Source organism: Pinirhizobacter sp. (assembly GCF_036499745.1).
Taxonomy (GTDB): Bacteria; Pseudomonadota; Gammaproteobacteria; order Xanthomonadales; family Rhodanobacteraceae; genus Pinirhizobacter.
Window position 1 is genome coordinate 43,937 of the sequence record NZ_DASYDG010000015.1, and the last position, 24,271, is coordinate 68,207.

Sequence of the window (24,271 nt, forward strand, 5' to 3'; positions counted from 1 at the left end):
GCACAGGCGTGTCATTTGCCGGCGTCATTCGAAGCGACGCGGAGCAGGGACACACCGTGGGAAGGGACATTGACGGACACACGTCCTTTATCCACGGCCGCTGTCGTATGGGCCCACAGGTCGCGCACAACGGCAGGTTTTGGTGTCTTCCCGCGCCGGATCTCAGCAAGATCGAACGACATGTCCACATCGCTTTTCCCGCGATTGAATAAGCCGACCACCACCGACCCGTCATTCATTGTCCGCGCGATGATGTCCATATCGCCGCGCGTATCGATACGGTGCGCTGCCTTGGGCATGGCCTCCTGGTCCACGGCAATGACCTCCCGGTTGAGCAGGATCGACTTCGTCTCGCCGGTCATCGTTCGCAGGTCGTTGCCTGCCAACAGGGGTGCCGAAAGCATGGCCCACAGGCTCATGTGCGTGCGGTATTCGTCGGCGGTCATGCCGCCGTTGCCCACTTCGAGCATGTCCGGGTCGTTCCAGTGCCCGGGCTTCACGTAGCCGGTGATGGCCAATTGGGCGAAACCGTTGCTTTCCATGGACGTCCAGTTGTCCTTGATGTCGTCGGTGGTTCGCCACAGGTTTGCGCCCGTGCCCGCGCCCCACTTCCACGGTTCATGGACATTGCCCAGCGACAGACTATAAACAATCGGGCGCTCCACCTTCGCCAGTGCCTCGCCCATTTTCTGGAATACACCGCGCTGGTTATCCAGGGTGAGCTGGTAGACATCACTGGCGCCGCAATAGTCGTATTTGAGGTAGTCGATGCCCCAGGCAGCGTACGTCCTGGCATCCTGCAGCTCATGGCCGTAGCTGCCTTCGAACTTCGCGCACGTCGTAGGGCCCGGCGAAGAATAGATACCCAGTTTCAGGCCTTTGGCATGTACGTAATCCGCCAGCGCCTTCATGTCCGGGAATTTCTCGTTCGGCTGGATTTCACCCGCGGCGTTACGCTTGCCTTCCCATGTGTCGTCGATGTTCACGTACACATAGCCTGCGTCCTTCATGCCGGTAGCGACCATGGCATTGGCCATGGCGCGCACGTCGGCATCGGTGATGCGCCCGGCAAAGTGGTTCCAGCTGTTCCAGCCCATCGGCGGGGTACGGGCCAGGCCATTGTCGGGAAGGTTGCGTGGCGCGGGCAAAGGCAACGCCGGTGCGGCGCCCGCCGTGGCAAACGATGCGCCGGCCATCATCAGGATGGTCATGACCGCGCGGGGCCATGGATGGTTGCACGTGAACTGCATGGTTTTTCCTCGCGGGGCAAGCGACGATCATAGCAAGGAGCCGATCATGGCCCATGCATATACCATTGTGCTGATGGCCGAATCTATTCCCGCTCACAGGCATTGGCAGCGCAACCTTGTCGTTGCCTTGCTCGGATCGTTTTCCACTGTGTTCGCGATGACGCTATTGCTGCCGTTCCTTCCGCTGTACGTCGAACAACTCGGCGTACACGGACACGAGGCCATTGTGCAATGGTCGGGTATCGCCTATGGCGCTACCTTTCTTACCGCCGGGCTGGTCGCGCCCCTATGGGGCCGCCTGGGCGATCGCTACGGCCGCAAACTGATGTTGGTGCGTGCCAGCCTGGGAATGGCGCTGGCCATGTCATTGATGGGCTTGTGTACCAGCATCTGGCAACTGGTGGTGCTGCGCCTGGTTACCGGTATTGCCGGTGGTTATTCCTCCGGCGCAACCATCCTGGTGGCCGTGCAGTCACCACGCGCGCGATCAGCCTGGGCACTGGGCGTGTTGGCCGCAGGCATCATGGCCGGCAACCTGATCGGACCGTTGGTGGGCGGCAGCCTGCCGCCGTTGATCGGCATCCGTGCGACATTCCTGGGTGCCGGTGCGCTGATCTTCATCGCTTTCCTGGCCACGGTTTTCCTGATCCGCGAGGTGCCCCACGAAGCGGCGGCACACAGGAAACCGAAGGTTCGTTGGTCCGAGCTGCCCGATAAGCGCATCGTGCTGGCGATGCTGGCCACCGGCATGCTGCTGATGTTCGCCACCATGTCAATCGAACCGATCATCACCGTGTACGTGGCGACGCTGGTGGCCGATCCGGCGCGGGTAACCTTCGTCGCAGGGCTGGTCATGTCGGCGGCCGCGCTTGGCAGCATCCTTTCCTCCTCCGGTATGGGCAAGTTCGCCGACCGGGTCGGTTACTCCCGGGTGATCGTGATCGCCCTGGCCATCGCCGCACTGCTGTTGATCCCACAGGCCTTCGTGTCTTCAGGCTGGCAACTGATCGTGCTGCGTTTCCTGATGGGCCTGGCCCTGGGCGGCCTGATGCCATGCATCACCGCCGTGGCCCGGCACAACGTGCCGGATCATTTCGTGGGCACGGTGCTGGGTTATTCGGTGTCGGCGCAATACGCAGGGCAGGTGGCCGGCCCTTTCCTCGGCGGTTTCATAGGCGGGCATATGGGAATGCGAGCGGTATTCCTGGGCACCTGTGTCCTGTTGTTGATTGGCGCCTTCTACAACTGGCGCATGGCCCGGCGGTAGGGATTCACAGCGCCGATCAGCCCAGGACGATTTTCAAGCCAACCTTGGCGTAGCGGTCGACAAGCGCATTCGGCTCGGTCACCAGATGCGTCACTGCGTCGATGCCGGCGGTAAAATGCGTCGCCGCCGCCTGCAGCTTCTCTGTCGTGGCCACCGCTACCGTCTCGCCGCTGGCTTCGATCATCGCCTGCTTCAGAAGATTCTCTTCATCGTCGAAGGTCCAGATACCGCTGCGGACATCCACCGCACAGATGCCAGGGAAGCACAGGTCCGCGCGTATGCCGCGGGCCTGGGCCACGGCCTGGGCGCCAATGGTGCCACCGATGTGGTGATGCAGGCGGCCGCCCAGCAGCAGCACCTCGAAACCAGGGCGCCCCAGCAGCGCGTTGGCCACGTCCGGGGCGTTGGTGATCACGGTGAGATCCTGGCGCTCAGGCAGTGCCATGGCAATCTGGGTATTGGTGGAACCGGCATCGATGAAAAGGATCTGCCCCGGCGACACCAGGGTGACCGCCGCGCGGGCCAGGGCTTGCTTGCGGGCGATGTGTTCGGCGTCGCGCTGGCGCAACGGGGCGAAATTCGCCGCCAGCAATGCACCACCGTATACGCGCTTGCACTGTCCGGCCGCAGCCAGTTCGCGCAGGTCACGGCGGATGGAATCTTCAGATACGCGAAATTCAGCGGCCAGCTCCGCGGCCACCACACGGCCGTCGCGCTGCAGGCGCTCGACGATCAGTTGCGCGCGCTCGCGGGGCAGCGTGGTGTCGGGTACGCGGTTCATGCGCGCACCTTAAGCAGGCCCAGGCCGACCAGCTCGTTGCGCAGGGAACCGGCATCGGAGAAATGGATCGCATGCAGGCCGAGCCTTGCCGCGGCCTCAACGTTGGCCCGGTTGTCGTCGATGAACACCACGCGTTCGGCCGGCAGCCCGAAGCGCTGGAGCAGGCGCTGGAAGATGCGCGGATCGGGCTTGGCCATGCCCTCCTCGCCCGACACCACGATGCCGTCGAAGAGGTCGAATTCCCCATGCATGGAACGGGCGATGGGGAAAGTTTCCCGCGACCAGTTGGTGAGTCCATAAAGCGGCGTGCCGGCAGCCTTGAGTTCTTTGAGTACCGCCACGGTCTCCGGGATGGTGCCGGCCAGGGTTTCCGGCCAGCGCTCGCGGTAGGCGCGGATCAGTGCCTCGTGCTCCGGATGGCGCTGCACCAGCTCGGCGATGGCTTCATGCCACGGGCGGCCGGCATCCTGTTTCGCATTCCACTCATCGGTGGTGACATCGCGCAGGAAAGCTTCCATCGCTGCTTCATCGTCGAAAAGCTTGCGATACAGATATCGCGGGTTCCAGTCGAACAGTACCCCGCCGAAATCGAAGACGACGATGTCGCGCATGGCCGCCCCCATCACCGGCGGGCCATCGGTGCGAGCGCCGCCACGCCAAGCAGCAATACGGCGATGGCGGAGAGGGCCAGTGGCAGGCTGGTGGCGTGCGCGGCGTAACCGATGGCAGCGGGACCGGTGAGCATGCCTGCGTAGCCGAGCGTGGTGACGGTGGCGATGGCGATGCCAGGTGCACTGCCGCCCTGGCGCCCAGCGGCGCTGAAGAGCACCGGTACGATGTTGGCCGCGCCCATGCCCACCAGCAGGAAGCCGAACAGGCTGCTGCCTGCCCATGGCAGGCAGGTGGCGATGAAGAAACCCAGTGAAGCGGTTACCGCGCCCCAGCGCACCATGTTCACCGCACCGAAGCGGCGCACGAGGAAATCACCTGAAAGCCGGCCCACCGCCATGGCGATGGAGAACGCCGCGTAGCCCAGGCCCGCCAAGTCGTAACCCACCTGGCGCGAGGAACGCAGGAACACCGCGCTCCAGTCCAGCATCGCACCTTCAGCCAGGAAGGAAATGCAGCACAGCACGCCCAGCAGGATGACCGCGGTGGACGGCAAAGCGAAAATGGTGTGCTTCTTCGCATCTTCCGTATGCACATGATCGAGGAAATTCTTCCACTGGCTCACTGTGAGCACCGCCAGCATCACCGCCAGCACTACCGCGCAGGCCAACAAGGGGGCGCCAGCGGCCAGCAGGAGGCTCATGCCCGCCGAACCCACCAGGCCGCCAGTGCTGAACAGGCCATGGAAGCCCGACATGATGCCGCCGCCGCTCATACGCTCCACGTCTACCGCATGGGCGTTCATGGCCACGTCCACCACGCCATGCGAGGCGCCGAAGCAGAACAGCGCGATGGCCAGCGTCCACGCCGTGGGTGCCAGGGTGAGCCACGGCAGGAACAGGCAGATCAGCAACGCCGAGATACCGATCACCCGGCGGTTGCCGAAACGGTGGGACAGGAACCCGGCCAGCGGCATCGAGGCCAGCGAACCGAAACCCAGGGCCAGCAGCACGGTCCCCAGGTGCGCCTCGTCCAGGCCCAGCCGGGTCTTGGCGAAGGGCACCATCGGCGCCCAGCAGGACAATGAGATACCGGACATCAGGAAAATCAGCCTGGTCGCCAGCCTGGCTCGAGGAAGGCCTGGGTTCCCTTCTGATTCAATAGATTGGGATGACATGTTCAATGAAGCCAGCGGAAATGGAACAAGAAACATAATAAAACAACGTGCATAAACGTGCAAAGTAAAAAGATCGATTGACAGCCGCCATGGAATGCGTACATTTGTACGTATGTCCTTCAAACCCCTCTCCGACCGTCAGCAGCAGACCCTGGTCTTCATCAGGGAATACCTGCGCGAGCAAGGGTTGCCTCCAACATTGCGCGAGATCGCCGAGGCCATGGGCTTCTCCAGCCACAGCTCGGCGCAAACCTGCATTGAGTCGCTGGTGCGCAAGGGCGAGCTGGAGCGCTCGCCACAGCATCGCGGCCTGCGCCTGCCCGATGGGCTGGCCAGCTTCCGCGAGAACGAACTGCCGCTGATCGGCCGCGTAGCCGCGGGCTCGCCAATCCTTGCCGCCGAGAACATCGAATCCCAGCTGGAAGTGGACCCCGCGCTGTTCCGTCCGCGCGCCGATTACCTCCTGCGCGTGGTGGGGCTGTCCATGCGCGACGCCGGCATCCTCGATGGCGATTACCTGGCCGTACACCGCACCGCCACGGCGGACGATGGCCAGATCGTGGTAGCCCGCGTGGATGAAGACGTCACCGTCAAGCGCCTGAAACGCACACGCGACCGCATCGTGTTGTTACCCGAAAACCCCGATTTCGACCCGATCGAAGTCGATCCCAGTCGTCACGCCTTCGCCATCGAAGGCCGTTACGTCGGCATCATCCGCCGGAGTTGACGCCATGAGCGCCATTGCAGCCGAAGTCCAGCAGTCCATTGCCACCGCCTCGCTCGCCCAGGTACTCGACCACCCGGGCATCTGGCGACGCTCGTCGCAACGCCAGCCCGCGGTGCGCGCCATCTCCACCGGCATGCCCTCGCTCGATGCGCGCCTGCCCGGCGGCGGCTGGCCGCTGGGAGCACTTTCGGAAATCCTTTTCGAGAACGATGGCCTGGGCGAACTGGAATTATTGATGCCCACCCTGGCCGCGATGACCCGCGAACATCGCCGGGTGATCTTCGTGGCCCCGCCCTACCAGCCCTATGCCCCAGCCCTGCAGGCGGCGGGAGTCGATCTTCGCTTCCTGCACGAGATCCACGCCACGCCCACGGAAGCTGCCTGGAGCATGGAACAGTGCCTGCGCTCAGGCTGCTGCGCCGCCGTAGTCGGCTGGCTGCCCGACATCGATTACCGCAGCCTGCGCCGCCTGCAGTTGGCGGCCGAAACCGGTGATGCCTGCGCCGTGCTCTACCGCTCCGCTGCGCACGCTGCGCAAACAAGCCCTGCCGCGCTTCGCCTGAAGGTATCCAACAGCAACGAGGCTACCTATGTCGATGTCATCAAATCACGCGGCCTGATGCAGGGCGTAACACCGCCCATGCGCATGCGCGCCTGAAAACCGCTTCTTACACCTAATCAATCACGGCCGGTGCCAAGGTGCGCCGGCCCACTGCAACACCATCGGATATCGTCATGCTCTGGGCTTGTCTGCGTTTTCCCGGGCTGGCGTTCGCCGCTGCTTTCGCTGCGCTGCCGGAAGATGCACCTGGCGCGCTGCTCGAGGACAACGCCCGTCGCCGCACCGTCGCCATCGCCAATCCTGCTGCGCAGAAACTGGGCGTGCAGCGCGGGCAAAGCGTGGCGGCGGCGCGGGCGTTGTGTCCCAACCTTGCCGTGCGCCCGCGCGACAAGGCCGCTGAAGGCCATCTGCTGGCCGAGCTTGCCGCCTGGTGTTACCAGTTCAGCGGTCATGTCAGCCTGGCGCCGCCGCAGTGCCTGCTGCTGGAGGCTGGTGCGAGCCTGCGTCTGTTCGATGGCTGGAGCGCACTGTCGGGAAAACTGGGGCAAGGGCTTGCCGCCCTGGGCCATGTCCATACGCTGGCGGCCGCACCCTACCCGGCCGCCGCCTGGGTGCTGGCGGCAAGCTTCGACGGTTGCGTGGTGCAATACCCCGAACAGGTGCTGCGCCTGCTCGACGACATCGCACTAACACATAGCGGCCTGCCGGCAAGAAATGTCCAGGCCCTTCGCTCGATGGGTTTCCGTCGCCTGCGCGAGGTATTCGCCCTGCCCCGTCCGGAACTCACCCGGCGCATCGGCCGCGAAGGCATGCACTGGCTCGACCGCCTGCGAGGCCATGCCAATGAAACGATCCCCGCCTGGCAGCCGCCGGCTACCTTCTTCCAGCGCATCGAGTTCGACGAAGAGCTCGAAGGCAGCGAACCACTGATGTTTCCGCTGCGTCGCATGACCCAGGCCCTGGCCAACATGCTGGCCGCGCGCGACGGTGGCGTACAGCTGTTCCGGCTGCGCCTGGAACACGCACGCGAATCATCCACGGACATTCAGGTGGGCATGGCGGCACCACAACGCGAGGCTGCGCACCTGTTCGAGCTGGCGCGCACGCGGCTGGAACGAAGCACCCTGCATGCGCCAGTCCGCGCCATCGAACTCCATGCCGAACAACTGCCCACCTTCCGGCCGCCGTTGCGCGACCTGTTCGATCCGGTGCGCGGCGAAGGCCTGGACTGGAGTGCGCTGGACGAACGCCTGCGCGCACGCATGGGCGAATCGGCCTTGCGTCAACTGTCCGCCGTAGCCGACCACCGTCCCGAACGCGCCTGGCGTCGTGGCGATGGTTCGACATCGCCACAGGCTGATCCGCGTCCGCGGCCCCTGTGGTTGCTGCACCGTCCCCGCCCGATGCGCCCGACACCCACGCGCGTGCTGGCCGGCCCCGAACGCATCGAGAGTGGCTGGTGGGACGGCGGCGACCTGCGCCGCGACTACTACATCGTGGGCACGCGGCAGGGCCAGCGTGCCTGGGCGTACCTGCCGGCCGGGAGCCACGATGGCTGGATGCTGCATGGATGGTTCGCATGAAAGGGCAAATGGCCGGCAATGACGACGTGGTGCCCAGCTATGCCGAGCTCCATGCACTGAGCGACTTTTCCTTCCAGCGTGGCGCCTCCAGCGCGCGCGAGCTGTTCGATCGCGCGCGTTCGCTCCGATACCAGGCGCTGGCCATCACCGACGAATGCTCGCTGGCAGGAATAGTCCGCGCGTGGGAGGCGGCGAAGGGTGGCGATTGCCGTTTGATCGTGGGTAGCGAGATCCGCCTGCACGATGGACCGGTGCTGGTGCTGCTGGTGGAAGACCACGCCGGCTACAGCGCGCTATGCCAACTGATCACCCGTGGCCGGCGCGCTGCCCCGAAAGGGGAATATCGATTGGGCATGACGGACATGAAAGGTATTGGCGAAGGCCTGTGCGTGCTATGGGCACCCGGCCCGCTGCATCGAGGCGATGCCGCGCAGCATGAAGCCCACGGCGCCTGGGTCGCCAGCACCTTTCCCGGCCGCGCGTGGCTGGCGGTGGAGCTGCACCGAGGTCCGGATGACGATGCCGAGCTCGAAGCCCTGCGCACGTTGGGCCAACACCATGGCCTGCCCTGCGTTGCGGCGGGCGACGTGCACATGCATATCCGCCAGCGGCGCGCGCTGCACGACGTGCTTACCGCCATTCGTATCAACACGCCGGTAGCCGAGGCTGGCCATGCCTTGTTCCCCAATGGCGAACGCCACCTGCGCAGACGCGAGGTGTTGGGGCGCATCTATCCGCCAGACCTGCTCGCCGAATCCACGCGCATCGCCGCGCGCTGCCTGTTCCGCATGGACGCTTTGAACTATGTGTACCCCCGCGAACTGGTGCCCGAAGGCAGCACACCCGCCCGGCACCTGCGCGAACTTACCCAGACGCACATGGGCAACCGCTGGCCCAATGGCGTACCGCCGGCCATGGCCGCCACCATCGAGCGCGAACTGGCGCTGATCGCGGAACTCAAGTACGAGGCCTTCTTCCTTACCGTCTACGACATCGTTCGCTTCGCCCGCAGCAAGGACATCCTGTGCCAGGGCCGGGGATCGGCGGCCAATTCGGTGGTGTGCTATTGCCTAGGCATCACCGAGGTGGATCCGGCCAATGCCGGGCTGTTGTTCGAGCGTTTTATCTCGGCCGAACGCAACGAGCCGCCGGACATCGACGTCGACTTCGAGCATGAACGGCGCGAGGAAGTGATCCAGTACATCTACGGCAAGTACGGCCGCGAACGGGCGGCGCTGGCGGCTACGGTGATCACCTACCGAAGCAAGAGCGCCGCGCGCGATGTCGGTCGCGCCCTGGGCTTGAGCGAAGACCAGCTCGATCAATTGAGCCACGCCTATTCCCATGCCCACGGCGAAGTCGACATCGGCGTGCGCCTGCGCGAGCGCGGCTTCGATACCTCCAGCCGCACCATCCGCCAACTGGTGGCCCTGGTGGAGGAACTGCGCGGCATGCCCAGGCATCTGTCACAGCATGTGGGCGGTTTCGTCATCGCCGACCAGCCGCTTTATTCCCTGGTGCCGGTGGAGAACGCCACCATGGACGACCGCACGGTGATCCAGTGGGACAAGGACGACCTGGAATCCATGCGCCTGCTGAAAGTCGATTGCCTGGCGCTGGGCATGCTCACCTGCCTGCGCAAGACACTGGACCTTTTACGCGATCATCGCGGCATCCACTACCAGCGTCTTGCCGATATTCCCATCGGTGATAAAGCCACCTACCGCATGATCCGCGCCGCCGACACCATTGGCGTGTTCCAGATCGAATCACGTGCGCAGATGAGCATGTTGCCGCGGCTGAAGCCGAAGGACTACTACGACCTGGTAGTGCAAGTGGCCATCGTACGCCCCGGGCCGATCCAGGGCGGCATGGTGCACCCTTACCTTAAACGCCGTTCGGGTGAAGAAAAACCGGACTACCCTTCCGATAAAGTCCGCGAAGTACTCGAACGCACCCTGGGCGTGCCGATCTTCCAGGAACAGGTGATGCGCCTGCTGATGGTGGCGGCCGATTTCACCGCGGGCGAAGCGGACCACCTGCGGCGTTCGATGGCGGCGTGGAAACGCCACGGCGGCCTGGAACACTTCGAGCAGCGCATCTTCGAGGGTTTTGCCAAAAACAATTATTCCCAGGAGTTCGCCGCACGGATCTTCAGCCAGATCCAGGGTTTCGGAAGCTACGGCTTTCCCGAGTCACACGCGGCGGGTTTCGCCTTGCTGGCGTATATCTCCTCGTACATCAAATGCCATCACCCGGAAGTATTCACCTGCGCGCTGCTCAATAGCCAGCCGATGGGTTTTTATGCGCCGGCGCAGTTGGTGCAGGACCTGCGCCGTCAGGGTTTCGAGGTTCGGCCATCGGACGTCACCGCCAGTACCTGGGATTGCAGCCTGGAACCGGTGCACGCACGCGATGGCGGCCATCCGAAAGCGGAGCTTGCCTTACGCCTGGGTATGCGCATGATCGCCGGGCTTTCCAGCGATGTGGCCCAGCGAGTGAGCGATGCACGCGCGCAGGCACCCTTCAGCAACCTGGACGATCTCTGCCGTCGCGCGGCGCTGAGCCGTAGCGAACGCGAGCGGCTGGCCGATGCTGGTGCGCTGCGCATGCTCAGCGGCCATCGCCACCGCGCCCGCTGGGAAAGCGCCGGCATCGAACGTGACTTGCCGATGCTCGGCACCACCGGCGAGGAACGCGCGATCCTGCGGCCGCCGACGGTGGCGGAAAACGTGTTCGCCGACTACGCCACGCACGGCCTGTCGCTCACCGCCCATCCCCTGAGCCTGGTACGTGGGCAATTGCGCCGCCGCCGTGCCTGCGTGGCCAGCCAGCTGCCGTCGATGGAACATGGGCGGTGGATCCGCCATGCCGGCCTGGTCACGGTGCGCCAGCGGCCGGAAACGGCCAGCGGCGTTACCTTCCTGACCCTCGAGGACGAGACCGGCCAGGTCAATGTAGTGGTGCGCCGCGACATCGCCGAACGGCAGCGCGAGGTGTTTCTTGGGGCGGTATTGATGGCCGTGGATGGTGAGTTGCAGGCTGTGGAAGGGGTACGTCATCTCATTGCAAGGCGGTTACACGACTATGGCGACCTGCTGCCCGGCTTCGGTCCGGTGTCCCGTGACTTCCATTGAGCGGGAATTGATGCGCCACAGCAAAACCGGTCACGACCGATTCACGGAAAACTTTGCGTAATGGGCTGCGGCCCTTCCCGGTCTTGGATTTGCCACAGGACGATGCGCGTTCGCGCCAACGCATCCTTGCCACCCATCCGGCGCTTACCATCGAGGGTAAACCACCATGCGTACCAAGATCTGTCTTTCGCTTATGCTCTGCGGCCTCACTGCCACCGGCATGGCCATGGCGCAGCAGTCCACGCCCACCAGCAGCAGCACGGCTGGCTCCATGTCCCACTCAGGTTCCATGTCGAACGATTCAATGAAAAGCGGCGCGATGTCGAACGATTCAATGAAGAGTGGCGCCATGTCGAACGATTCAATGGGCCATAGCTCCACCGCCGCAGGCGCCAAGAAAATGCATCACAAGAAGAAGGCCGCCTCGTCCAGCGATATGCCAACCTCAAGCAGCACCTCGAAGTAAGCCAACCGCGGCTGACCGAAAAGGCGCCTGCGGGCGCCTTTTCCATGTCTGGTGGACGGGAAATCAAGTAGGCTTCTGCGCTTCCCATGTTTTTTCGGAATGTCCATGAAGCGCCTGTCCATCATCGTCGCCATGGCCCTGCTGGCCACGGCCTGCCACCGCCACATCGCGCGCGAAGACACCCAGCCGGCTGCACCACCGGCCCCGGCGATCACCCAGGCACCGAAAGCCGCTGCCGCCAATAACGCCGCGCCTGCCCCTGCCATCCCCGCACCGGCAGCCTCGGCACCCGGCGACACCCACATGACCCTGATAGCCAGGCGCGGAGACATCGCCCTGGACAACGTCAAGTGTGGCGAATTCGTTTCACGCATCAACCGCGATTCGAAAACCCATACGGCTGAGATCCAGACCATGCTCACGTGGCTCTTCGGCTATGCCAGCGCCAAGAACGGCGTCGGCACCATCCGTACCAGCGCCGCGGGCCCATTCGTGGACGAACTTACCGCCGATTGCCAGACCGATCCCTCGCAGCCCTTGCTACCCCTGGCGGTAAAGGCCGCGGCAATCGCGGTGAACGCGCCGATCTCCGACTCAGGCCGCTAACCACCATGCGCCTGGCCTGCCTTGCCGCGGTGCTGCTTGCCGCCATCTCATTCTTCCTTCCCCGCCCGGCCTTCGCAGCGGACCTGCCCATCTACGACTACCAGGTGGTGCATGCGTATCCGCACGATGTGGGCGCCTTCACCGAAGGGCTGTTCTACAAGGACGGCTTCCTCTACGAAAGCACGGGCCTGGCCGGGCATTCGTCGATACGCAAGGTGGATCTCGCCACCGGTGAGGTCATCCGCAGCGTGCAAGTACCTTCGAAGTACTTCGGCGAGGGCATTGTCGACTGGGGCAAGGAGCTGATCAGCCTTACCTACCAGACGGAAGTCGGCTTTGTCCGAGACTTCGACACTTTCGCGGTGAAGAAGGAATTCCACTATGTCGGCGAAGGCTGGGCCCTCACCCGCGACGACAAGCACATCTACATGAGCGACGGCACGCCGGACATCCGCGTGCTCAATCCCACTACCCTCAATGAAGAACGCCGCATCCATGTCACCCTGAACGGCAAGCCGGTGACCTACGTCAATGAACTTGAATGGGTGAAGGGGCAGATCTACGCCAACGTGTGGCAGACCACCTGGATCCTGCGCATCGATCCGGCCACCGGCAACGTGGTGGGCGTGATCGACCTGAAAGGCCTGAAACCCGCCGATACCTCCGACGACACCGATGCGGTGGCCAATGGCATCGCCTATGACGCCAAGGGCGACCGGCTGTTCGTCACCGGCAAGAACTGGACGAAACTCTTCGAGATCCGCCTGAAGGAACGCCCAGCGGCTAAATAACCTCGATGCGCACGTCGCCCAGGGTCACCACCTGGCCGCGTCGGACTTTGCACGTCTTGCGTAATTCCTGCACATCGTCGACCGACACATCGCCGGAGGCCACGATGGCCTTGCCGGCGCCGCCCGAATCGCACAGGCCAGTGAGCTTCAACAGCAGGTTCAGCTCGACGTAATCGCCTTCCACTTCAAATTTGATCGTTTCCATCGGCCCATCATAGCGCCCATGCGTCGCAACCATGCGACTGCGCTACGCTTACCGGCATGACAGGAGTGCCGCCATGAGCCTGCACGCCGCCCTGGTCCTGGCGGGAGGCCGGTCCACGCGCATGGGCCGCGACAAGGCCATGCTGCCCTGGCACGGGCGCTCGTTGCTCGATCACATGATAGGCCTGGCGCGCGAAGCCGGCATCGATCACGTTTATGTCAGTGGCGATCGGCCCGGGTATCGGTCGATCCCCGACCTGACACCCGGGCTTGGCCCCCTGGGCGGCCTGGCCAGTGCCGCCGCCGCGCTACCCGATGGCCGCCTGCTGGTACTTGCAGTGGACATGCCGCGGCTCACGCCAGGCCTGCTGCGCGCGCTGATGGACGATGACAGCTACTGGCGCGCCAGCGATGGTTGCGTTTGTTACGAAGGTGCGCCCCTGCCGATGGCACTGGAACTGCGCCTGGACACGCGCGCGGCCATGACCCATTGCCTGGCTGCAGGCGGGCGCGGTGCATCGTTACGCGCACTGCAACAACGCATCGGCGCACACGTCCTGGCGACGACACCCGCCATCGAGCTTATGCTCGCCAGCGGCAACACGCCGGCTGACTGGGAGGCCCTTTCGTCATGAGGATCCAGCTCCAGGAACAATCACTGCGACTGCGCGTGGACGAAGACGAGTTCAAGGCCCTGCTCGACGGCACCGTACTGGACGCGCCCACCGAACTCGGGCGCGCTTTCCGACTGAATTTCAGGCTGGTCGTCGGCGAAGCCGCCGCCATCGAGGGGACGGCCGCCGCCTGCACGATTTGCCTTCCCCGGAAAAACATCGCAGAGCTCGCTTCGCGCCTGCCCAGCCGTGACGGGCTGTCATTCGATATTGACGGCCTGGCCGTACTGTTCGACGTGGACGTTCGCGATAGCGTGCGTCGTCGACGTCAGCGCGACCGCGGCTGAGTGCGCCGCACCCGCTGGCCGCCTGAGTACACCACGTGGCGGCCAGGACGGGCGAACCCCACCAGGGTGACCGAGCAACTCCTCGCCAACTGCACGGCCAGTGCCGTGGGCGCCGATATCGCCACCAGCACGGCGATACCCGCAGACGCGGCCTTGGTCACCATCTCGTAACTGGCGCGGCTGGTCACCAGGGCGAAGCCGCGGGACACATCCACGGATGTCCTTGCCATGGCCCCGGTGAGCTTGTCCAGGGCGTTGTGCCGGCCCACGTCCTCGCGCACCAGGGCGATCTCACCCTGCTCGTTGGCCCAGGCGGCGGCATGGACGGCACCACTGACTAAGTTCATCGGCTGGCGTTCGCGCAACATGTCCAGGGCGCGCTCGATCGCCCCGTCGTCGATGGTGGGTCCGCCGTTTACCGGATCCGGCTGGCGAACGACGTCCTCGAGCAGGCGCGAACCGCAGATACCGCAACCGCTCCGGCCCGGCATCGGCCGCTCGCCCTGCGCGCGCGCCGATGCTTCGGCGATGATGTCCAGCGTGATGCCCTCGAAGTGCTCGCGCACGCGAATATCGCCGATCACGGCGCCATCGGCGAGCAGGCCTTCACTGGCGGCAAAACCCCAGGCGAAGTCTTCCAGATCCATGGGTGTGGCCATCATCACGGCGAACGGCTGGCCGTTCACGTTGACTTCCACCGGCACTTCCTCGGCCAGCCAGTCGTGCGCCATCGAGGCTTCGCCGCGCTCCACCCGTAACACCTCGCGACGCGACGCCCCGCGGCGGTCGACGGTATCGTCAGGCGGCACGGCTATCGCGGGTCCCGGCAGCATGCAAGGTCACCGCCACCGACTTGTACGCCGGCGTGCCCGACCTCGCGTCATGGTTCTCCAGCGCCACCAGGGCGTTTCCTTCAGGGAAGTACATGGCCACCGAACCCCGGGCGATTTCGTAGCCCACGGCAACGAATCCGCGCACCTCTCGCCCGGCATGCTGGCCCGCCTCGGCTCCCAGTGCCACCACGTCGATCCGGTCACCATGTTTCAGGCCACGGGCGGCCAGGTCCTCGGGGTTCACGAACACCACGTCGCGCCGGCCAGTGACGCCACGGTATCGATCGTTCAACCCGTAGATGGTGGTGTTGTACTGATCGTGCGAACGCACGGTGGTCAGCAACAAGGTATCCCCGCCACGTACCAGCCCGTCCTCATTCAGGCCGCGGGCCAACAGGAAATGCGCGCGCTTGTCTTGCGTCACCCAATGGCGCTCGGACGCGGCGATATACAGGCGGAAACCACCCGGCTCGCGGATCTGCTGGTTGAAGTCCTTGAAGATGGGAAAGACCGACTCGATGCCATCGCGGATGCGGTCGTAGTCGCCTACCAGGCCTTCCCAATCCACTTTTGAATCGGGAAGCGTGGCGCGGGCGATGCCCGCCACGATGGCCGGTTCGGACTTTAAGAACTCCGACGCAGGTTTCAGGTTGCCCTGCGAGGCATGCACCATCGACATGGAGTCTTCCACCGTTACCGATTGCAGGCCGGTGGCTTGCTCATCGGCTTCGGTGCGTCCAAGGCACGGCAGGATGATCGATTCCCGGGCCAGGATAAGGTGGGAACGGTTGAGCTTGGTGGCGATATGCACGGCCAGGTCGAGCTTGCGCATGGCAGCGAAGCTCGCCTCAGGATCGGACATGGCCACCGCAAGGTTGCCGCCGAGCGAAATCATGGCTTTGGAGCGTCCGTCACGGATCGCCTGGATGGCCGCCACTGCATCGTGGCCATGTGCCGCCGGCGACTTGAAGCCGTAAGTACGCTCGATGCCGTCGATCAGTGCCTGGTTGGGTTTCTCGGTGATGCCGACGGTGCGGTCGCCCTGCACGTTGGAGTGGCCCCGCAACGGCGCAATACCCGCGCCCTGCTTGCCGACATTGCCACGCAGCAGCATGAGGTTGGCGATCTGCTGCACGTTCTCGGTGCCGTGCTTGTGTTGGGTGATGCCCATGCCATAGCAAACGATCACTCGTTCGGCGTTGGCGTAGATATCGGCCGCCGCCTCGATATCCGTGCGGCTGACGCCACTGACAGTTTCAATTTCCTCCCAGCCCGTGGCCGCCAGGTCGGCTGCGAGTGCTTCGAAACCACTGGTGTGCTCGCGGACGAATTCTTTATCGGCCAGGTCCCGCTCGAGCAGCGATTTCATCATGCCCTTGAGCATGGCCACGTCTCCGCCGATCTTCACCTTGTAATAGGTCGAAGCAATCGGCGTGGACTTGCCGGTGAGCATTTCGGTGGGATGCTGGGGCGAGGTGAAACGCTCAAGGCCGCGCTCCGCCATCGGGTTCATCACCACGATCGGTACGTTGCGCAGGCTGCATTCGCGCAAGGTGGAGAGCATGCGCGGATGGTTGGTACCGGGGTTGTGGCCAATGCAGAACACCGCGTCGCAGTGATCGAAGTCTTCAAGCGTTACCGTGCCCTTGCCCACGCCGATGGATTCGGGAAGGCCGACGCTGGTGGCCTCGTGGCACATGTTGGAACAGTCCGGGAAATTGTTCGTGCCGAACTCGCGCACGAACAACTGGTACAGGAACGCCGCCTCGTTCGAGGCACGTCCGGAGGTGTAGAACTCGGCCATGTCCGGATCAGGCAATGCCCGGAGCGCTGCGCCGATGCGCTGGAAGGCTTCATCCCAGCTTACTTCGCGGTAGGTATCGGTGCCCGCGTCATAAGCCATCGGATGGGTCAGGCGGCCTAGCCCCTCGAGCGCATAGTCAGAGAGGTTCCACAGCTCACTCACCGGGTTCTTGGCGAAGAACTCAGGCTTCACCCGCTTGCCGGTGGCCTCCCACGACACGGCCTTGGCCCCGTTTTCGCAAAACTCGAAGCTGGAGGTGTGCTTGGGATCGGGCCAGGCGCAGCCCGGACAGTCGAACCCGGTAGGCTGGTTCATCTTGCGTAGGGCCGCCGATTCACGGCCCACGGCCATTTGCCCGGCCAACGCCGAGGCCACGGCGCGCAACGCACCCCAGCCGCCCGCCGGCCTCTCGTAAGGCTCGATGCCCTTGACCTTCGTATCGCTCATGGATGCTCCTGCTGCATGGGATCAGATGCTACGCCCTGCGCCGTCCGGCGGGGCGCCCTTGGCCGGGATAATGGGCATTGGTATCGAAATGGAAACGATCGGTGCGCTTTTCGCTATCTACCGGGTTATTGTCCGAGCGAGGAAAATGGCAACTATCAATCAAGGAGTTCAAGCCATGCTTACCCTTCGTCGTTCCGAAGACCGCGGCCACGCCAACCACGGGTGGCTCGATTCCCACCATAGCTTTTCGTTCGCCGACTACCGCGACGATAACCACGTGCATTTCGGCCCGCTGCGCGTGATCAACGAAGACCGCATCGAAGCGGGCACCGGATTCGGCTCGCATCCGCACCGGGACATGGAGATCATCAGCTACGTGCTGGAGGGCGAACTGGCCCACGAGGATTCCATCGGCAACAAGGTGGTGATCCGTCCGGGCGAAGTGCAGCGCATGAGCGCAGGTACCGGCGTGGTGCACTCCGAGCGCAACAACGCCAACGGCAGCACGCACTTCCTGCAGATCTGGGTGATCCCCGAGCGCGCGGGCCTCAAGCCCGGCTACGAGCAGAAGGAATTTCCCGACAGCCAGAAGCGGGGCCGTCTGCGCCTGGTGGGCAGCCGTGACGGTGCCGAGGGCTCGGTGGTGGTGCACCAGGACATACGGCTCTATGCCGGGCTTATCGATGGCGCCGAGGAAGCAAGCCTTGCCATCGCCGAAGGCCGCATCGTCTACGTGCACGTGGTGCGCGGCGCACTGGATGTGAACGGCACGGCGGTGCGTGCCGGCGATGCGGTGATGATGCGCGAGGAATCGATGGTGAAGCTCGGCCACGGTGACAAGGCCGAAGTGCTGGTTTTCGACCTGCCCACCTTCGACTGACCTTAAAACAGCCAAGGCAGGTTGAGCGGCGTTTCACCCCTCCCAAAGGTCATGGTCCCCGCGACACCCCGCGGGGACTATCGTTCACGCACCTTCTCCAAGGACGTGCCGACATGACCGCATCCCGCTGGCTTCTTGCCACCGCCATCCTCGCAGCCCTGGCCTCGCCGGCCATGGCCCAGACTAAGCCTTCGGGCATCGACCTTGCCGGCATGGACAAGTCTGTGAAGCCCGGCGACGACTTCGACAGCTACGCCAATGGCACCTGGCGCAAGACCGCGGTGATCCCGGCCGACCGGGCCAGCACCGGCATCTTCCTGCAGGTGTTCGAGAAAGCCGAGAAGCGCAACGCGGAGTTGATCCGCGACGCCGGCAAGGGCAACCCGCCGGCCAATAGCGACGCGCGGCTGATCGCTGATTATTACGCCGCCTTCATGGACGAAGCGGCGATCGAGAAGAACGGCCTGGCGCCCCTGAAGGCCAGCTTCGACCAGATCGAAGCGATCAGCTCGGTGAAGGATCTCTCCCGCGTGCTTGGTGACGGCCTGCGAGCAGACGTCGACCCGATCAACGCCACCAACCTCGACACCGAGAACCTGTTCGGGCTGTGGGTATCCCAGGGGCTGGAAGATCCCACGCACTCGATGCCCTATCTGTTGCAGGGTGGCTTGGGCATGCCCAACCGGGATTATTACCTGGGCAAGGACAAATCCATGGCCGATGCGCGCACGGCCTATCAAACCTATATCGCCGCCATCCTGAAGCAGGCCGGCACGCCCGATGCCGAGGCGAAAGCCAAGGCCATCTTCGACCTGGAAACCAAGATCGCCACGGCCCAGGAAAGCATCGTGGACAGCGAGGACATCCACAAGGCGAACAACCCCTGGCCCACGGCTGAGTTTGCCAGCAAGGCCCCGGGCATCGACTGGGCTGAGTACTTCGGCGCCGCGCACCTGGACAAGGCCAAGACGATCAATGTCTGGCAGCCGGGCACGGTGCACGATGTGTCGGCGCTGGTGGCAAGCCAACCGCTGCAGACGTGGAAAGACTACCTTCGCTTCCACGCCATCAACCACAGCGCGGGCCTGCTGCCCAAGGCATACAACGACCTGAGCTTCGGCTTCTACGGCACCGTGCTTTCCGGCACGCCCAAGCAGCGCGACCGCTACAAGCGCGGCATCGGCCGGGTCAATGCGGACCTTGGCGACGCCGTGGGCAAGGTGTACGTGAAGCGTTATTTCCCGGCCTCGTCCAAGGCCGAAGTGCAGCAGATGGTGAAGAACATCATCGCCGCCTTCGCCGACCGCGTGGACTCGCTCGACTGGATGACGCCGGCCACCCGCGCGAAGGCGAAGGCCAAGCTCGATACCCTGCTGGTGGGCGTGGGGTATCCGGAAACCTGGCGCGACTATTCCAAACTCAAGATCTCGCCGAATGATCCGGTAGGCAACAGCCTGCGTGCCGGACGCTACGAGACCGCACACCAGCTGGCCAAGCTCAATGCCAAGGTTGACCGCAACGAATGGTGGATGACCCCGCAGACGGTGAACGCGGTGAACCTGCCTCTGCAGAACGCGCTCAATTTCCCGGCAGCTATCCTGGAGGCGCCGTTCTTTGATCCGAAAGCGGACGCTGCCACCAACTACGGTTCGATCGGCGCCGTGATCGGCCACGAGATCAGCCACAGCTTCGATAACACCGGCGCTGAATTCGATGCGCAGGGACGCCTGGCCAACTGGTGGACACCGGCCGATGAAGCCCACTTCAAGGCCGCCGGCCAGAAGCTGGTCGAGCAGTACAACCAGTACGAAGCCCTGCCGGGCCTGCATGTGAACGGCCAGCAGACCCTCGGTGAGAATATCGCCGACGTTTCGGGACTGACGATCGCGTTGGCTGCGTACCACAAGTCGCTGGGCGGCAAGCCTGCGCCGGTGATCGACGGCCTGACCGGCGACGAGCGTTTCTTCCTGTCGTTCGCGCAGTCGTGGCGCACGAAGACCCGCGAAGCGGCGTTGCGCGCGCAACTGATCGGCGACGGCCATGCGCCGGGCCAGTTCCGTGCCCAGACCGTGCGCAATATCGATGGCTGGTACGACGCGTTCAAGCCGCAGCCGGGGCAGAAGCTTTACCTGGATCCGAGCCAGCGGGTGAAGATCTGGTAACAGGTTGATGGCAAGGTCATGCCGCCTGGTGCGGCATGGCCGCTACCACCATTTCAGACAGTACGCCGCGGAACCAGGCATGTGCTTGATCACCCCGTTTGGATTCATGCCAATACATCCGCACCGGGATGGGCTTGAGCCGGATCGGCAGCGGATGAAGTGATATCGGCAAGCTGCCCGATACACTCAGGGCATATGACCGCGGCATGGTCAGCAACAGATCGCTGTCCGCGGCAATCTGCGCAGCTGAGAAATAGTGCTGGCAGGTAAGCGCGATATTGCGGAAACGCCCGTCCTGTCCCAATAGGACATCCAGCGCGATCGGCTCACCAAAAGGTGATACCGCTACGTGCCGCGCGGCCAGGTAATCGATCTTGCGCAATGCTGCGCCGTCGAGTGGATGCCCACGCCGCATTACCACCACCAGGCCTTCGTCCACCAGGTGCTCATGCACCACGTGTGCGCCTACCTTCAGTGAGCGGTCGATCACCAGATCGACATGGCCCGCCACCAGTTCGCGTTCCACATCCACGGCCGGCACGCGGCGGCTGGCAATGCGTACCTGCGGCGCCTCGCATTCGAGTCGCGGCAACAGGCGAGGAAAGACGATGGACTCCAGGATGTCACGGAAACCCACGGTGAATTCCATCTGCAGGCGCGAGGGCTCGAAGCCTGCCTGCCGGCGCGTGGTGTCCTGAAGCCCCTTCAGGTGCAGGCGGACATCCTCGATGATCGCCCGCGCCTGGTCGGTGGGCACCACGCGGTTTCCCTGCCTGACGAACAACGGATCGTCGAAGTGCTCGCGCAACCGGTTCAGGGCATGGGTGACCGCCGGCTGGGTCAGGTGCAGCGCCCGCGCGGCCGCGCCGATACCTCCCTCGGCGTGGATGGCGTCGAGCACGCGGAAGAGATTGAGATCGATGCGCTTGTCGTTGCGGGGCATGCCAGCACATTACTTTAATTCATGACCACGCATAAGACACATTCATTTTACTGATTCCATACGTTGGCGTACGCTCGGGTTTCTGCCTGTCGCTTAAGGACCGTGCACGATGGACTTCGCCCCTTCGGCCCGCAGCCGGGAACTCGGCGAGAAACTCACCCGCTTCATGGCGGAGCAGATTCTTCCTGCCGAGAAAACCTGGCATGAGTCCCTGAACGGCAGTTCCGACTGGCGCAGCTGGCGCCAACCGGCGGTGATGGAGGAACTGAAGGAACGCGCCCATGCCGCGGGCTTGTGGAACCTGTTCCTGCCCGACGACGAAGGCGGCCTGTCCAATCAGGACTACGCACCCCTGGCCGAAATCATGGGCCACTCGTTCATCGCCCCGGAAGTATTCAACTGCAACGCGCCGGACACCGGCAACATGGAGGTGTTGCTGCGCTACGGTTCAGCCGGGCAGAAGAGCCAATGGTTGGAGCCGCTGCTCGCCGGCCGCATCCGTTCGGCGTTCTGCATGACCGAACCGGATGTCGCGTCCTCCGACGCCACCAACATGCGTGCCACGGCCACCCCCGACGGCGATGAAATCGTGCTCAACGGCGCCAAGTGGTGGTCCACCGGCATCGGCCATCCGCATTGCAAGGTGGTGATCTTCATGGGGCTCACCGATCCCGACGCCGAACCGCACCACCGGCACTCCATGGTGCTGTGTCCGCTCGATGCACCGGGTGTCACTATCGAACGCATGCTGCCGGTGTTCGGTACCTACGACGAACCCTCAGGTCACGGCCAGGTACGCTTCGATCACGTGCGCGTGCCGGCATCGAACGTGATCCTTGGCTTGGGAAAAGGCTTCCAGATCGCGCAGGGCCGGTTGGGGCCGGGCCGAATTCATCACTGCATGCGGGCCATCGGTGCCGCCGAGCGCGCACTCACCCTGCTGTGCACGCGGGCATTGTCACGCCAGGCGTTCGGCAAGCCATTGGCGATGCTCGGTGGCAATGGCGACATCATCGCGGACCTTCGCATCGCCATCGAACAGGCGCGCCTGCTTACCTTGAAGGCCGCCTGGACGATAGACACCCAGGGCATCAAGGCGGCGTTGAGCCTGGTTTCCCAGATCAAGGTGGTTGTACCGATGGTGGCGCAAAAGGCCGCCGATGCCGCTATCCAGATCCACGGCGGTGCCGGCCTTTCTGATGACTTCCCCCTGGCCGCGCTCTACGCCCATGCACGCGTGCTGCGCCTGGCCGATGGCCCCGATGAAGTGCATCGCGCGGTGATCGCACGGCAGGAGTTAAAGATGCAGAAGGAAAAAGCATCGTGACGGCAGCAACCGACCAGGCGCGACCCGTTCGCGAGGAAGACCAGCTCGACGTCGCGGCGCTCGATGCTTTTTTCAGGCAACACATCGATGGGCTCACCGGCACGCCCACCCTCGAACAATTCCCCGGCGGCGCGTCGAACCTTACCTACCTTCTCGGCTGGGGAAACCGGCAAGTGGTGCTGCGCACCGCGCCGAAGGGTGCCAAGGCCGCTTCGGCGCACGACATGTTGCGCGAGGCGCGGGTGATGGCGGCGGTAGGCAAGCGTTACCCCTACGTGCCGGCGATCCTGGCCGTGTGCGAGGACGACGCCATCATCGGTCGGCCGTTCTTCGCCATGGAACCCATCCGCGGCGTGATCCTGCGCAAGGACATGCCCGATACCCTTGGTCTGGATGCCGAACGTACGCGCGCGCTCTGCCACGGTTTCATCGATCGCCTGGTGGATCTGCATGCCATAGATGCAAGCCACGCGGACATCGCCTCGCTCGGTCGCGGCGAAGGCTACGTACAGCGGCAGTTGTCCGGGTGGGCTCAACGCTGGCGCCAGGCGCTCACCGAAGGCACCGATCCCAGTGAAGACATCATCGCCTGGCTCCAGGCCAACCGCACGACGGACGTCGCTTCGTGCGTGATCCATAACGACTTCCGCTTCGACAACGTGGTGCTGGATCCTGCTGACCCACTGCGCATCATTGGCGTGCTCGACTGGGAACTGGCCACGGTAGGCGATCCGCTGATGGACCTGGGCTCATCACTGGCCTATTGGGTACAGACCGACGACGATGCAACATTCCAGGCATTCCGGCTACAGCCCTCCAATGCCCCCGGCATGCTCACGCGCGCTGAGGTGGTGGCCTATTACGCCGAACGCACAGGCCGCCGGATCGAAAACTTCCGCTTCTACGAAGTATTCGGCCTGTTCAGGCTTATGGTGATCATCCAGCAGATCTACCGCCGTTTCGCACTGGGCCAGACCACCAATCCCCGCTTCAAGGGATTCGGACAGGCCGCGGCATACATGGGCCAGCGCTGCCGCAAGCTGATGGAACAAGGCCACTGATGGGCAGCATCATCCTGATCCGGCATGGCCAGGCCAGCTTCGGCGCAGCCGACTACGACCGGCTTTCGCCACGCGGGGAAGAACAATCGGTTTTGCTGGGCCGATGGCTGGCCCGCACCCACGGTAAGCCCGACCGCGTACTGGCTGGCAGCATGCAACGCCACCACCGCACGGCGTCACTGTGCCTTGAGGCCGCCGGTGTCGACATGGCCTTCGAGGTGAATCCGGGCCTGGATGAACTCAACCACGTGGAGATCCTTCGCCGACACCGGCCGGACCTCCCCGACGAAACCGCCCTGCACGCGGAAATGCGCGCCCACCCCGACCCGCACAAGGCCTTCCAGGCACTCTTCAGCCAGGCCATCGCGGCTTGGGTCGGTGCCGGCAGCGAAGCCGCCCACGATGAAACCTGGCCTAAGTTCCGTGAACGCGTGCTCGACTCGTTGAAGTATCTCGCCGGACACGCGGCGGAGATAACCTGGGTGTTCACCTCCGGCGGCCCGATCGCCGTGATGGTGCAGTCACTGCTGCAGATGCCAGAAGAAAACACCTTCAGCCTTGCCTACCCGCTGATCAACACCAGCCTTACTACCCTGCGCACCGCGCGCGGGGCCCCTACCTTCTTCAGCTACAACACCGCTCCCCATCTTGAGGACGCCGGCGACGCCGCGCTCCTCACCCATCGCTAGACAA

Annotated in this window: 23 protein-coding genes; 14 read left to right on the forward strand and 9 right to left on the reverse strand. The window is 64.0% G+C overall.

Annotated features, from left to right (window positions below; translation table 11 throughout):
* Positions 1 to 11: 11 nt before the first annotated feature.
* The gene (locus VGM61_RS05290; RefSeq protein WP_331521686.1) at positions 12 to 1,250 is read right to left on the reverse strand and encodes a glycoside hydrolase family 27 protein; all 1,239 of its coding nucleotides are present in this window, start codon (positions 1,248 to 1,250) and stop codon (positions 12 to 14) included.
* A gap of 46 nt (positions 1,251 to 1,296) precedes the next feature.
* Between VGM61_RS05290 and VGM61_RS05295 the strand changes: the two genes are divergently transcribed.
* Positions 1,297 to 2,517, forward strand: coding sequence for an MFS transporter (locus VGM61_RS05295; protein ID WP_331521687.1), 1,221 nt, complete (start codon positions 1,297 to 1,299; stop codon positions 2,515 to 2,517).
* A 16-nt stretch (positions 2,518 to 2,533) separates the two neighbouring features.
* On the opposite strand, the gene VGM61_RS05300 is transcribed toward VGM61_RS05295, so the two are convergent.
* From VGM61_RS05300 to VGM61_RS05310, 3 genes are read right to left on the reverse strand one after another with little or no spacing between them, the layout of a single operon-like run.
* Positions 2,534 to 3,298: a DeoR/GlpR family DNA-binding transcription regulator gene (locus VGM61_RS05300; RefSeq protein ID WP_331521688.1), complete on the reverse strand. Its 765-nt coding sequence runs from the start codon at positions 3,296 to 3,298 to the stop codon at positions 2,534 to 2,536.
* Positions 3,295 to 3,921, reverse strand: a complete 627-nt coding sequence (locus VGM61_RS05305; RefSeq protein WP_414694802.1) for an HAD family hydrolase — start codon at positions 3,919 to 3,921, stop codon at positions 3,295 to 3,297. Before VGM61_RS05305 ends, VGM61_RS05300 begins: the two co-directional genes overlap by 4 nt.
* The gene (locus VGM61_RS05310; RefSeq protein ID WP_331521690.1) at positions 3,921 to 5,006 is read right to left on the reverse strand and encodes an MFS transporter; all 1,086 of its coding nucleotides are present in this window, start codon (positions 5,004 to 5,006) and stop codon (positions 3,921 to 3,923) included. Before VGM61_RS05310 ends, VGM61_RS05305 begins: the two co-directional genes overlap by 1 nt.
* 190 nt (positions 5,007 to 5,196) lie before the next feature.
* Here VGM61_RS05310 and lexA point away from each other — a divergent pair, with 190 nt between their 5' ends.
* From lexA to VGM61_RS05330, 4 genes are all read left to right on the forward strand, one after another.
* Entirely contained in the window at positions 5,197 to 5,811 is a 615-nt protein-coding gene (gene lexA, locus VGM61_RS05315) for a transcriptional repressor LexA (protein WP_331521691.1), read from the forward strand.
* 4 nt (positions 5,812 to 5,815) lie between these two features.
* Positions 5,816 to 6,469 carry a translesion DNA synthesis-associated protein ImuA gene (gene imuA / locus VGM61_RS05320; protein WP_331521692.1) on the forward strand — a complete coding sequence of 218 codons (654 nt, stop codon included), beginning with the start codon at positions 5,816 to 5,818 and terminating at the stop codon, positions 6,467 to 6,469.
* A 77-nt stretch (positions 6,470 to 6,546) separates the two neighbouring features.
* On the forward strand, positions 6,547 to 7,956 hold the full coding sequence (locus tag VGM61_RS05325; protein ID WP_331521693.1) for a DNA polymerase Y family protein: 1,410 nt from the start codon (positions 6,547 to 6,549) through the stop codon (positions 7,954 to 7,956).
* Entirely contained in the window at positions 7,944 to 11,093 is a 3,150-nt protein-coding gene (locus VGM61_RS05330; protein WP_414694803.1) for an error-prone DNA polymerase, read from the forward strand. Before VGM61_RS05325 ends, VGM61_RS05330 begins: the two co-directional genes overlap by 13 nt.
* Positions 11,094 to 11,237: 144 nt before the next feature.
* Here the strand turns inward: VGM61_RS05330 and VGM61_RS05335 are convergent, their stop codons facing one another.
* A complete protein-coding gene (locus VGM61_RS05335) occupies positions 11,238 to 11,444 on the reverse strand; it encodes a hypothetical protein (RefSeq protein ID WP_331521695.1) in 207 nt (68 codons plus the stop codon).
* Positions 11,445 to 11,664: 220 nt separating this feature from the next.
* On the opposite strand from VGM61_RS05335, the gene VGM61_RS05340 reads away from it, so the two are divergent.
* Both VGM61_RS05340 and VGM61_RS05345 read left to right on the forward strand, forming a co-directional pair.
* Positions 11,665 to 12,165 carry a hypothetical protein gene (locus VGM61_RS05340; protein WP_331521696.1) on the forward strand — a complete coding sequence of 167 codons (501 nt, stop codon included), beginning with the start codon at positions 11,665 to 11,667 and terminating at the stop codon, positions 12,163 to 12,165.
* A 5-nt stretch (positions 12,166 to 12,170) separates the two neighbouring features.
* Positions 12,171 to 12,956, forward strand: coding sequence for a glutaminyl-peptide cyclotransferase (locus tag VGM61_RS05345; protein WP_331521697.1), 786 nt, complete (start codon positions 12,171 to 12,173; stop codon positions 12,954 to 12,956).
* On the opposite strand, the gene VGM61_RS05350 is transcribed toward VGM61_RS05345, so the two are convergent.
* Positions 12,949 to 13,161: an RNA-binding S4 domain-containing protein gene (locus VGM61_RS05350; protein WP_331521698.1), complete on the reverse strand. Its 213-nt coding sequence runs from the start codon at positions 13,159 to 13,161 to the stop codon at positions 12,949 to 12,951. The genes VGM61_RS05345 and VGM61_RS05350 overlap by 8 nt on opposite strands.
* A gap of 73 nt (positions 13,162 to 13,234) precedes the next feature.
* Between VGM61_RS05350 and mobA the strand changes: the two genes are divergently transcribed.
* Both mobA and VGM61_RS05360 read left to right on the forward strand, forming a co-directional pair.
* Positions 13,235 to 13,795: a molybdenum cofactor guanylyltransferase gene (gene mobA, locus VGM61_RS05355; protein ID WP_331521699.1), complete on the forward strand. Its 561-nt coding sequence runs from the start codon at positions 13,235 to 13,237 to the stop codon at positions 13,793 to 13,795.
* Positions 13,792 to 14,121: a hypothetical protein gene (locus tag VGM61_RS05360; protein WP_331521700.1), complete on the forward strand. Its 330-nt coding sequence runs from the start codon at positions 13,792 to 13,794 to the stop codon at positions 14,119 to 14,121. The genes mobA and VGM61_RS05360 overlap by 4 nt, the downstream gene beginning before the upstream one ends.
* Here VGM61_RS05360 and fdhD read toward each other — a convergent pair.
* Positions 14,103 to 14,954 carry a formate dehydrogenase accessory sulfurtransferase FdhD gene (gene fdhD / locus VGM61_RS05365; protein WP_331521701.1) on the reverse strand — a complete coding sequence of 284 codons (852 nt, stop codon included), beginning with the start codon at positions 14,952 to 14,954 and terminating at the stop codon, positions 14,103 to 14,105. The two genes, VGM61_RS05360 and fdhD, sit on opposite strands and share 19 nt — an antisense overlap.
* Positions 14,920 to 17,205, reverse strand: coding sequence for an FdhF/YdeP family oxidoreductase (locus VGM61_RS05370; protein WP_331521702.1), 2,286 nt, complete (start codon positions 17,203 to 17,205; stop codon positions 14,920 to 14,922). The genes fdhD and VGM61_RS05370 overlap by 35 nt, the downstream gene beginning before the upstream one ends.
* Before the next feature lie 175 nt (positions 17,206 to 17,380).
* Between VGM61_RS05370 and VGM61_RS05375 the strand changes: the two genes are divergently transcribed.
* Positions 17,381 to 18,085, forward strand: a complete 705-nt coding sequence (locus tag VGM61_RS05375; protein WP_331521703.1) for a pirin family protein — start codon at positions 17,381 to 17,383, stop codon at positions 18,083 to 18,085.
* A 113-nt stretch (positions 18,086 to 18,198) separates the two neighbouring features.
* The gene (locus VGM61_RS05380) at positions 18,199 to 20,247 is read left to right on the forward strand and encodes a M13 family metallopeptidase (RefSeq protein WP_331521704.1); all 2,049 of its coding nucleotides are present in this window, start codon (positions 18,199 to 18,201) and stop codon (positions 20,245 to 20,247) included.
* Positions 20,248 to 20,263: 16 nt separating this feature from the next.
* Here VGM61_RS05380 and VGM61_RS05385 read toward each other — a convergent pair whose 3' ends face one another.
* Positions 20,264 to 21,190: a LysR family transcriptional regulator gene (locus VGM61_RS05385; RefSeq protein ID WP_331521705.1), complete on the reverse strand. Its 927-nt coding sequence runs from the start codon at positions 21,188 to 21,190 to the stop codon at positions 20,264 to 20,266.
* 109 nt (positions 21,191 to 21,299) lie between these two features.
* Between VGM61_RS05385 and VGM61_RS05390 the strand changes: the two genes are divergently transcribed.
* The 3 genes from VGM61_RS05390 to VGM61_RS05400 are packed head-to-tail and all read left to right on the forward strand — an operon-like array spanning position 21,300 to position 24,267.
* A complete protein-coding gene (locus VGM61_RS05390) occupies positions 21,300 to 22,517 on the forward strand; it encodes an acyl-CoA dehydrogenase family protein (protein WP_331521706.1) in 1,218 nt (405 codons plus the stop codon).
* Positions 22,514 to 23,578 (forward strand): phosphotransferase family protein, encoded by a 1,065-nt coding sequence (locus VGM61_RS05395; protein ID WP_331521707.1) that lies wholly within the window; start codon positions 22,514 to 22,516, stop codon positions 23,576 to 23,578. Before VGM61_RS05390 ends, VGM61_RS05395 begins: the two co-directional genes overlap by 4 nt.
* A complete protein-coding gene (locus tag VGM61_RS05400) occupies positions 23,578 to 24,267 on the forward strand; it encodes a histidine phosphatase family protein (protein WP_331521708.1) in 690 nt (229 codons plus the stop codon). Before VGM61_RS05395 ends, VGM61_RS05400 begins: the two co-directional genes overlap by 1 nt.
* Positions 24,268 to 24,271: the final 4 nt, after the last annotated feature.

What these genes read in the sequence shown, in the direction of transcription:
- VGM61_RS05290 (WP_331521686.1), bottom strand. Translation starts at nt 1,250, where the DNA reads ATGCAGTTCACGTGCAACCATCCATGGCCCCGCGCGGTCATGACCATC.
- VGM61_RS05295 (WP_331521687.1), top strand. Translation starts at nt 1,297, where the DNA reads ATGGCCCATGCATATACCATTGTGCTGATGGCCGAATCTATTCCCGCT.
- VGM61_RS05300 (WP_331521688.1), bottom strand. Translation starts at nt 3,298, where the DNA reads ATGAACCGCGTACCCGACACCACGCTGCCCCGCGAGCGCGCGCAACTG.
- VGM61_RS05305 (WP_414694802.1), bottom strand. Translation starts at nt 3,921, where the DNA reads ATGGGGGCGGCCATGCGCGACATCGTCGTCTTCGATTTCGGCGGGGTA.
- VGM61_RS05310 (WP_331521690.1), bottom strand. Translation starts at nt 5,006, where the DNA reads ATGTCCGGTATCTCATTGTCCTGCTGGGCGCCGATGGTGCCCTTCGCC.
- lexA (WP_331521691.1), top strand. Translation starts at nt 5,197, where the DNA reads ATGTCCTTCAAACCCCTCTCCGACCGTCAGCAGCAGACCCTGGTCTTC.
- imuA (WP_331521692.1), top strand. Translation starts at nt 5,816, where the DNA reads ATGAGCGCCATTGCAGCCGAAGTCCAGCAGTCCATTGCCACCGCCTCG.
- VGM61_RS05325 (WP_331521693.1), top strand. Translation starts at nt 6,547, where the DNA reads ATGCTCTGGGCTTGTCTGCGTTTTCCCGGGCTGGCGTTCGCCGCTGCT.
- VGM61_RS05330 (WP_414694803.1), top strand. Translation starts at nt 7,944, where the DNA reads ATGGTTCGCATGAAAGGGCAAATGGCCGGCAATGACGACGTGGTGCCC.
- VGM61_RS05335 (WP_331521695.1), bottom strand. Translation starts at nt 11,444, where the DNA reads ATGGCGCCACTCTTCATTGAATCGTTCGACATCGCGCCGCTTTTCATT.
- VGM61_RS05340 (WP_331521696.1), top strand. Translation starts at nt 11,665, where the DNA reads ATGAAGCGCCTGTCCATCATCGTCGCCATGGCCCTGCTGGCCACGGCC.
- VGM61_RS05345 (WP_331521697.1), top strand. Translation starts at nt 12,171, where the DNA reads ATGCGCCTGGCCTGCCTTGCCGCGGTGCTGCTTGCCGCCATCTCATTC.
- VGM61_RS05350 (WP_331521698.1), bottom strand. Translation starts at nt 13,161, where the DNA reads ATGGAAACGATCAAATTTGAAGTGGAAGGCGATTACGTCGAGCTGAAC.
- mobA (WP_331521699.1), top strand. Translation starts at nt 13,235, where the DNA reads ATGAGCCTGCACGCCGCCCTGGTCCTGGCGGGAGGCCGGTCCACGCGC.
- VGM61_RS05360 (WP_331521700.1), top strand. Translation starts at nt 13,792, where the DNA reads ATGAGGATCCAGCTCCAGGAACAATCACTGCGACTGCGCGTGGACGAA.
- fdhD (WP_331521701.1), bottom strand. Translation starts at nt 14,954, where the DNA reads ATGCTGCCGGGACCCGCGATAGCCGTGCCGCCTGACGATACCGTCGAC.
- VGM61_RS05370 (WP_331521702.1), bottom strand. Translation starts at nt 17,205, where the DNA reads ATGAGCGATACGAAGGTCAAGGGCATCGAGCCTTACGAGAGGCCGGCG.
- VGM61_RS05375 (WP_331521703.1), top strand. Translation starts at nt 17,381, where the DNA reads ATGCTTACCCTTCGTCGTTCCGAAGACCGCGGCCACGCCAACCACGGG.
- VGM61_RS05380 (WP_331521704.1), top strand. Translation starts at nt 18,199, where the DNA reads ATGACCGCATCCCGCTGGCTTCTTGCCACCGCCATCCTCGCAGCCCTG.
- VGM61_RS05385 (WP_331521705.1), bottom strand. Translation starts at nt 21,190, where the DNA reads ATGCCCCGCAACGACAAGCGCATCGATCTCAATCTCTTCCGCGTGCTC.
- VGM61_RS05390 (WP_331521706.1), top strand. Translation starts at nt 21,300, where the DNA reads ATGGACTTCGCCCCTTCGGCCCGCAGCCGGGAACTCGGCGAGAAACTC.
- VGM61_RS05400 (WP_331521708.1), top strand. Translation starts at nt 23,578, where the DNA reads ATGGGCAGCATCATCCTGATCCGGCATGGCCAGGCCAGCTTCGGCGCA.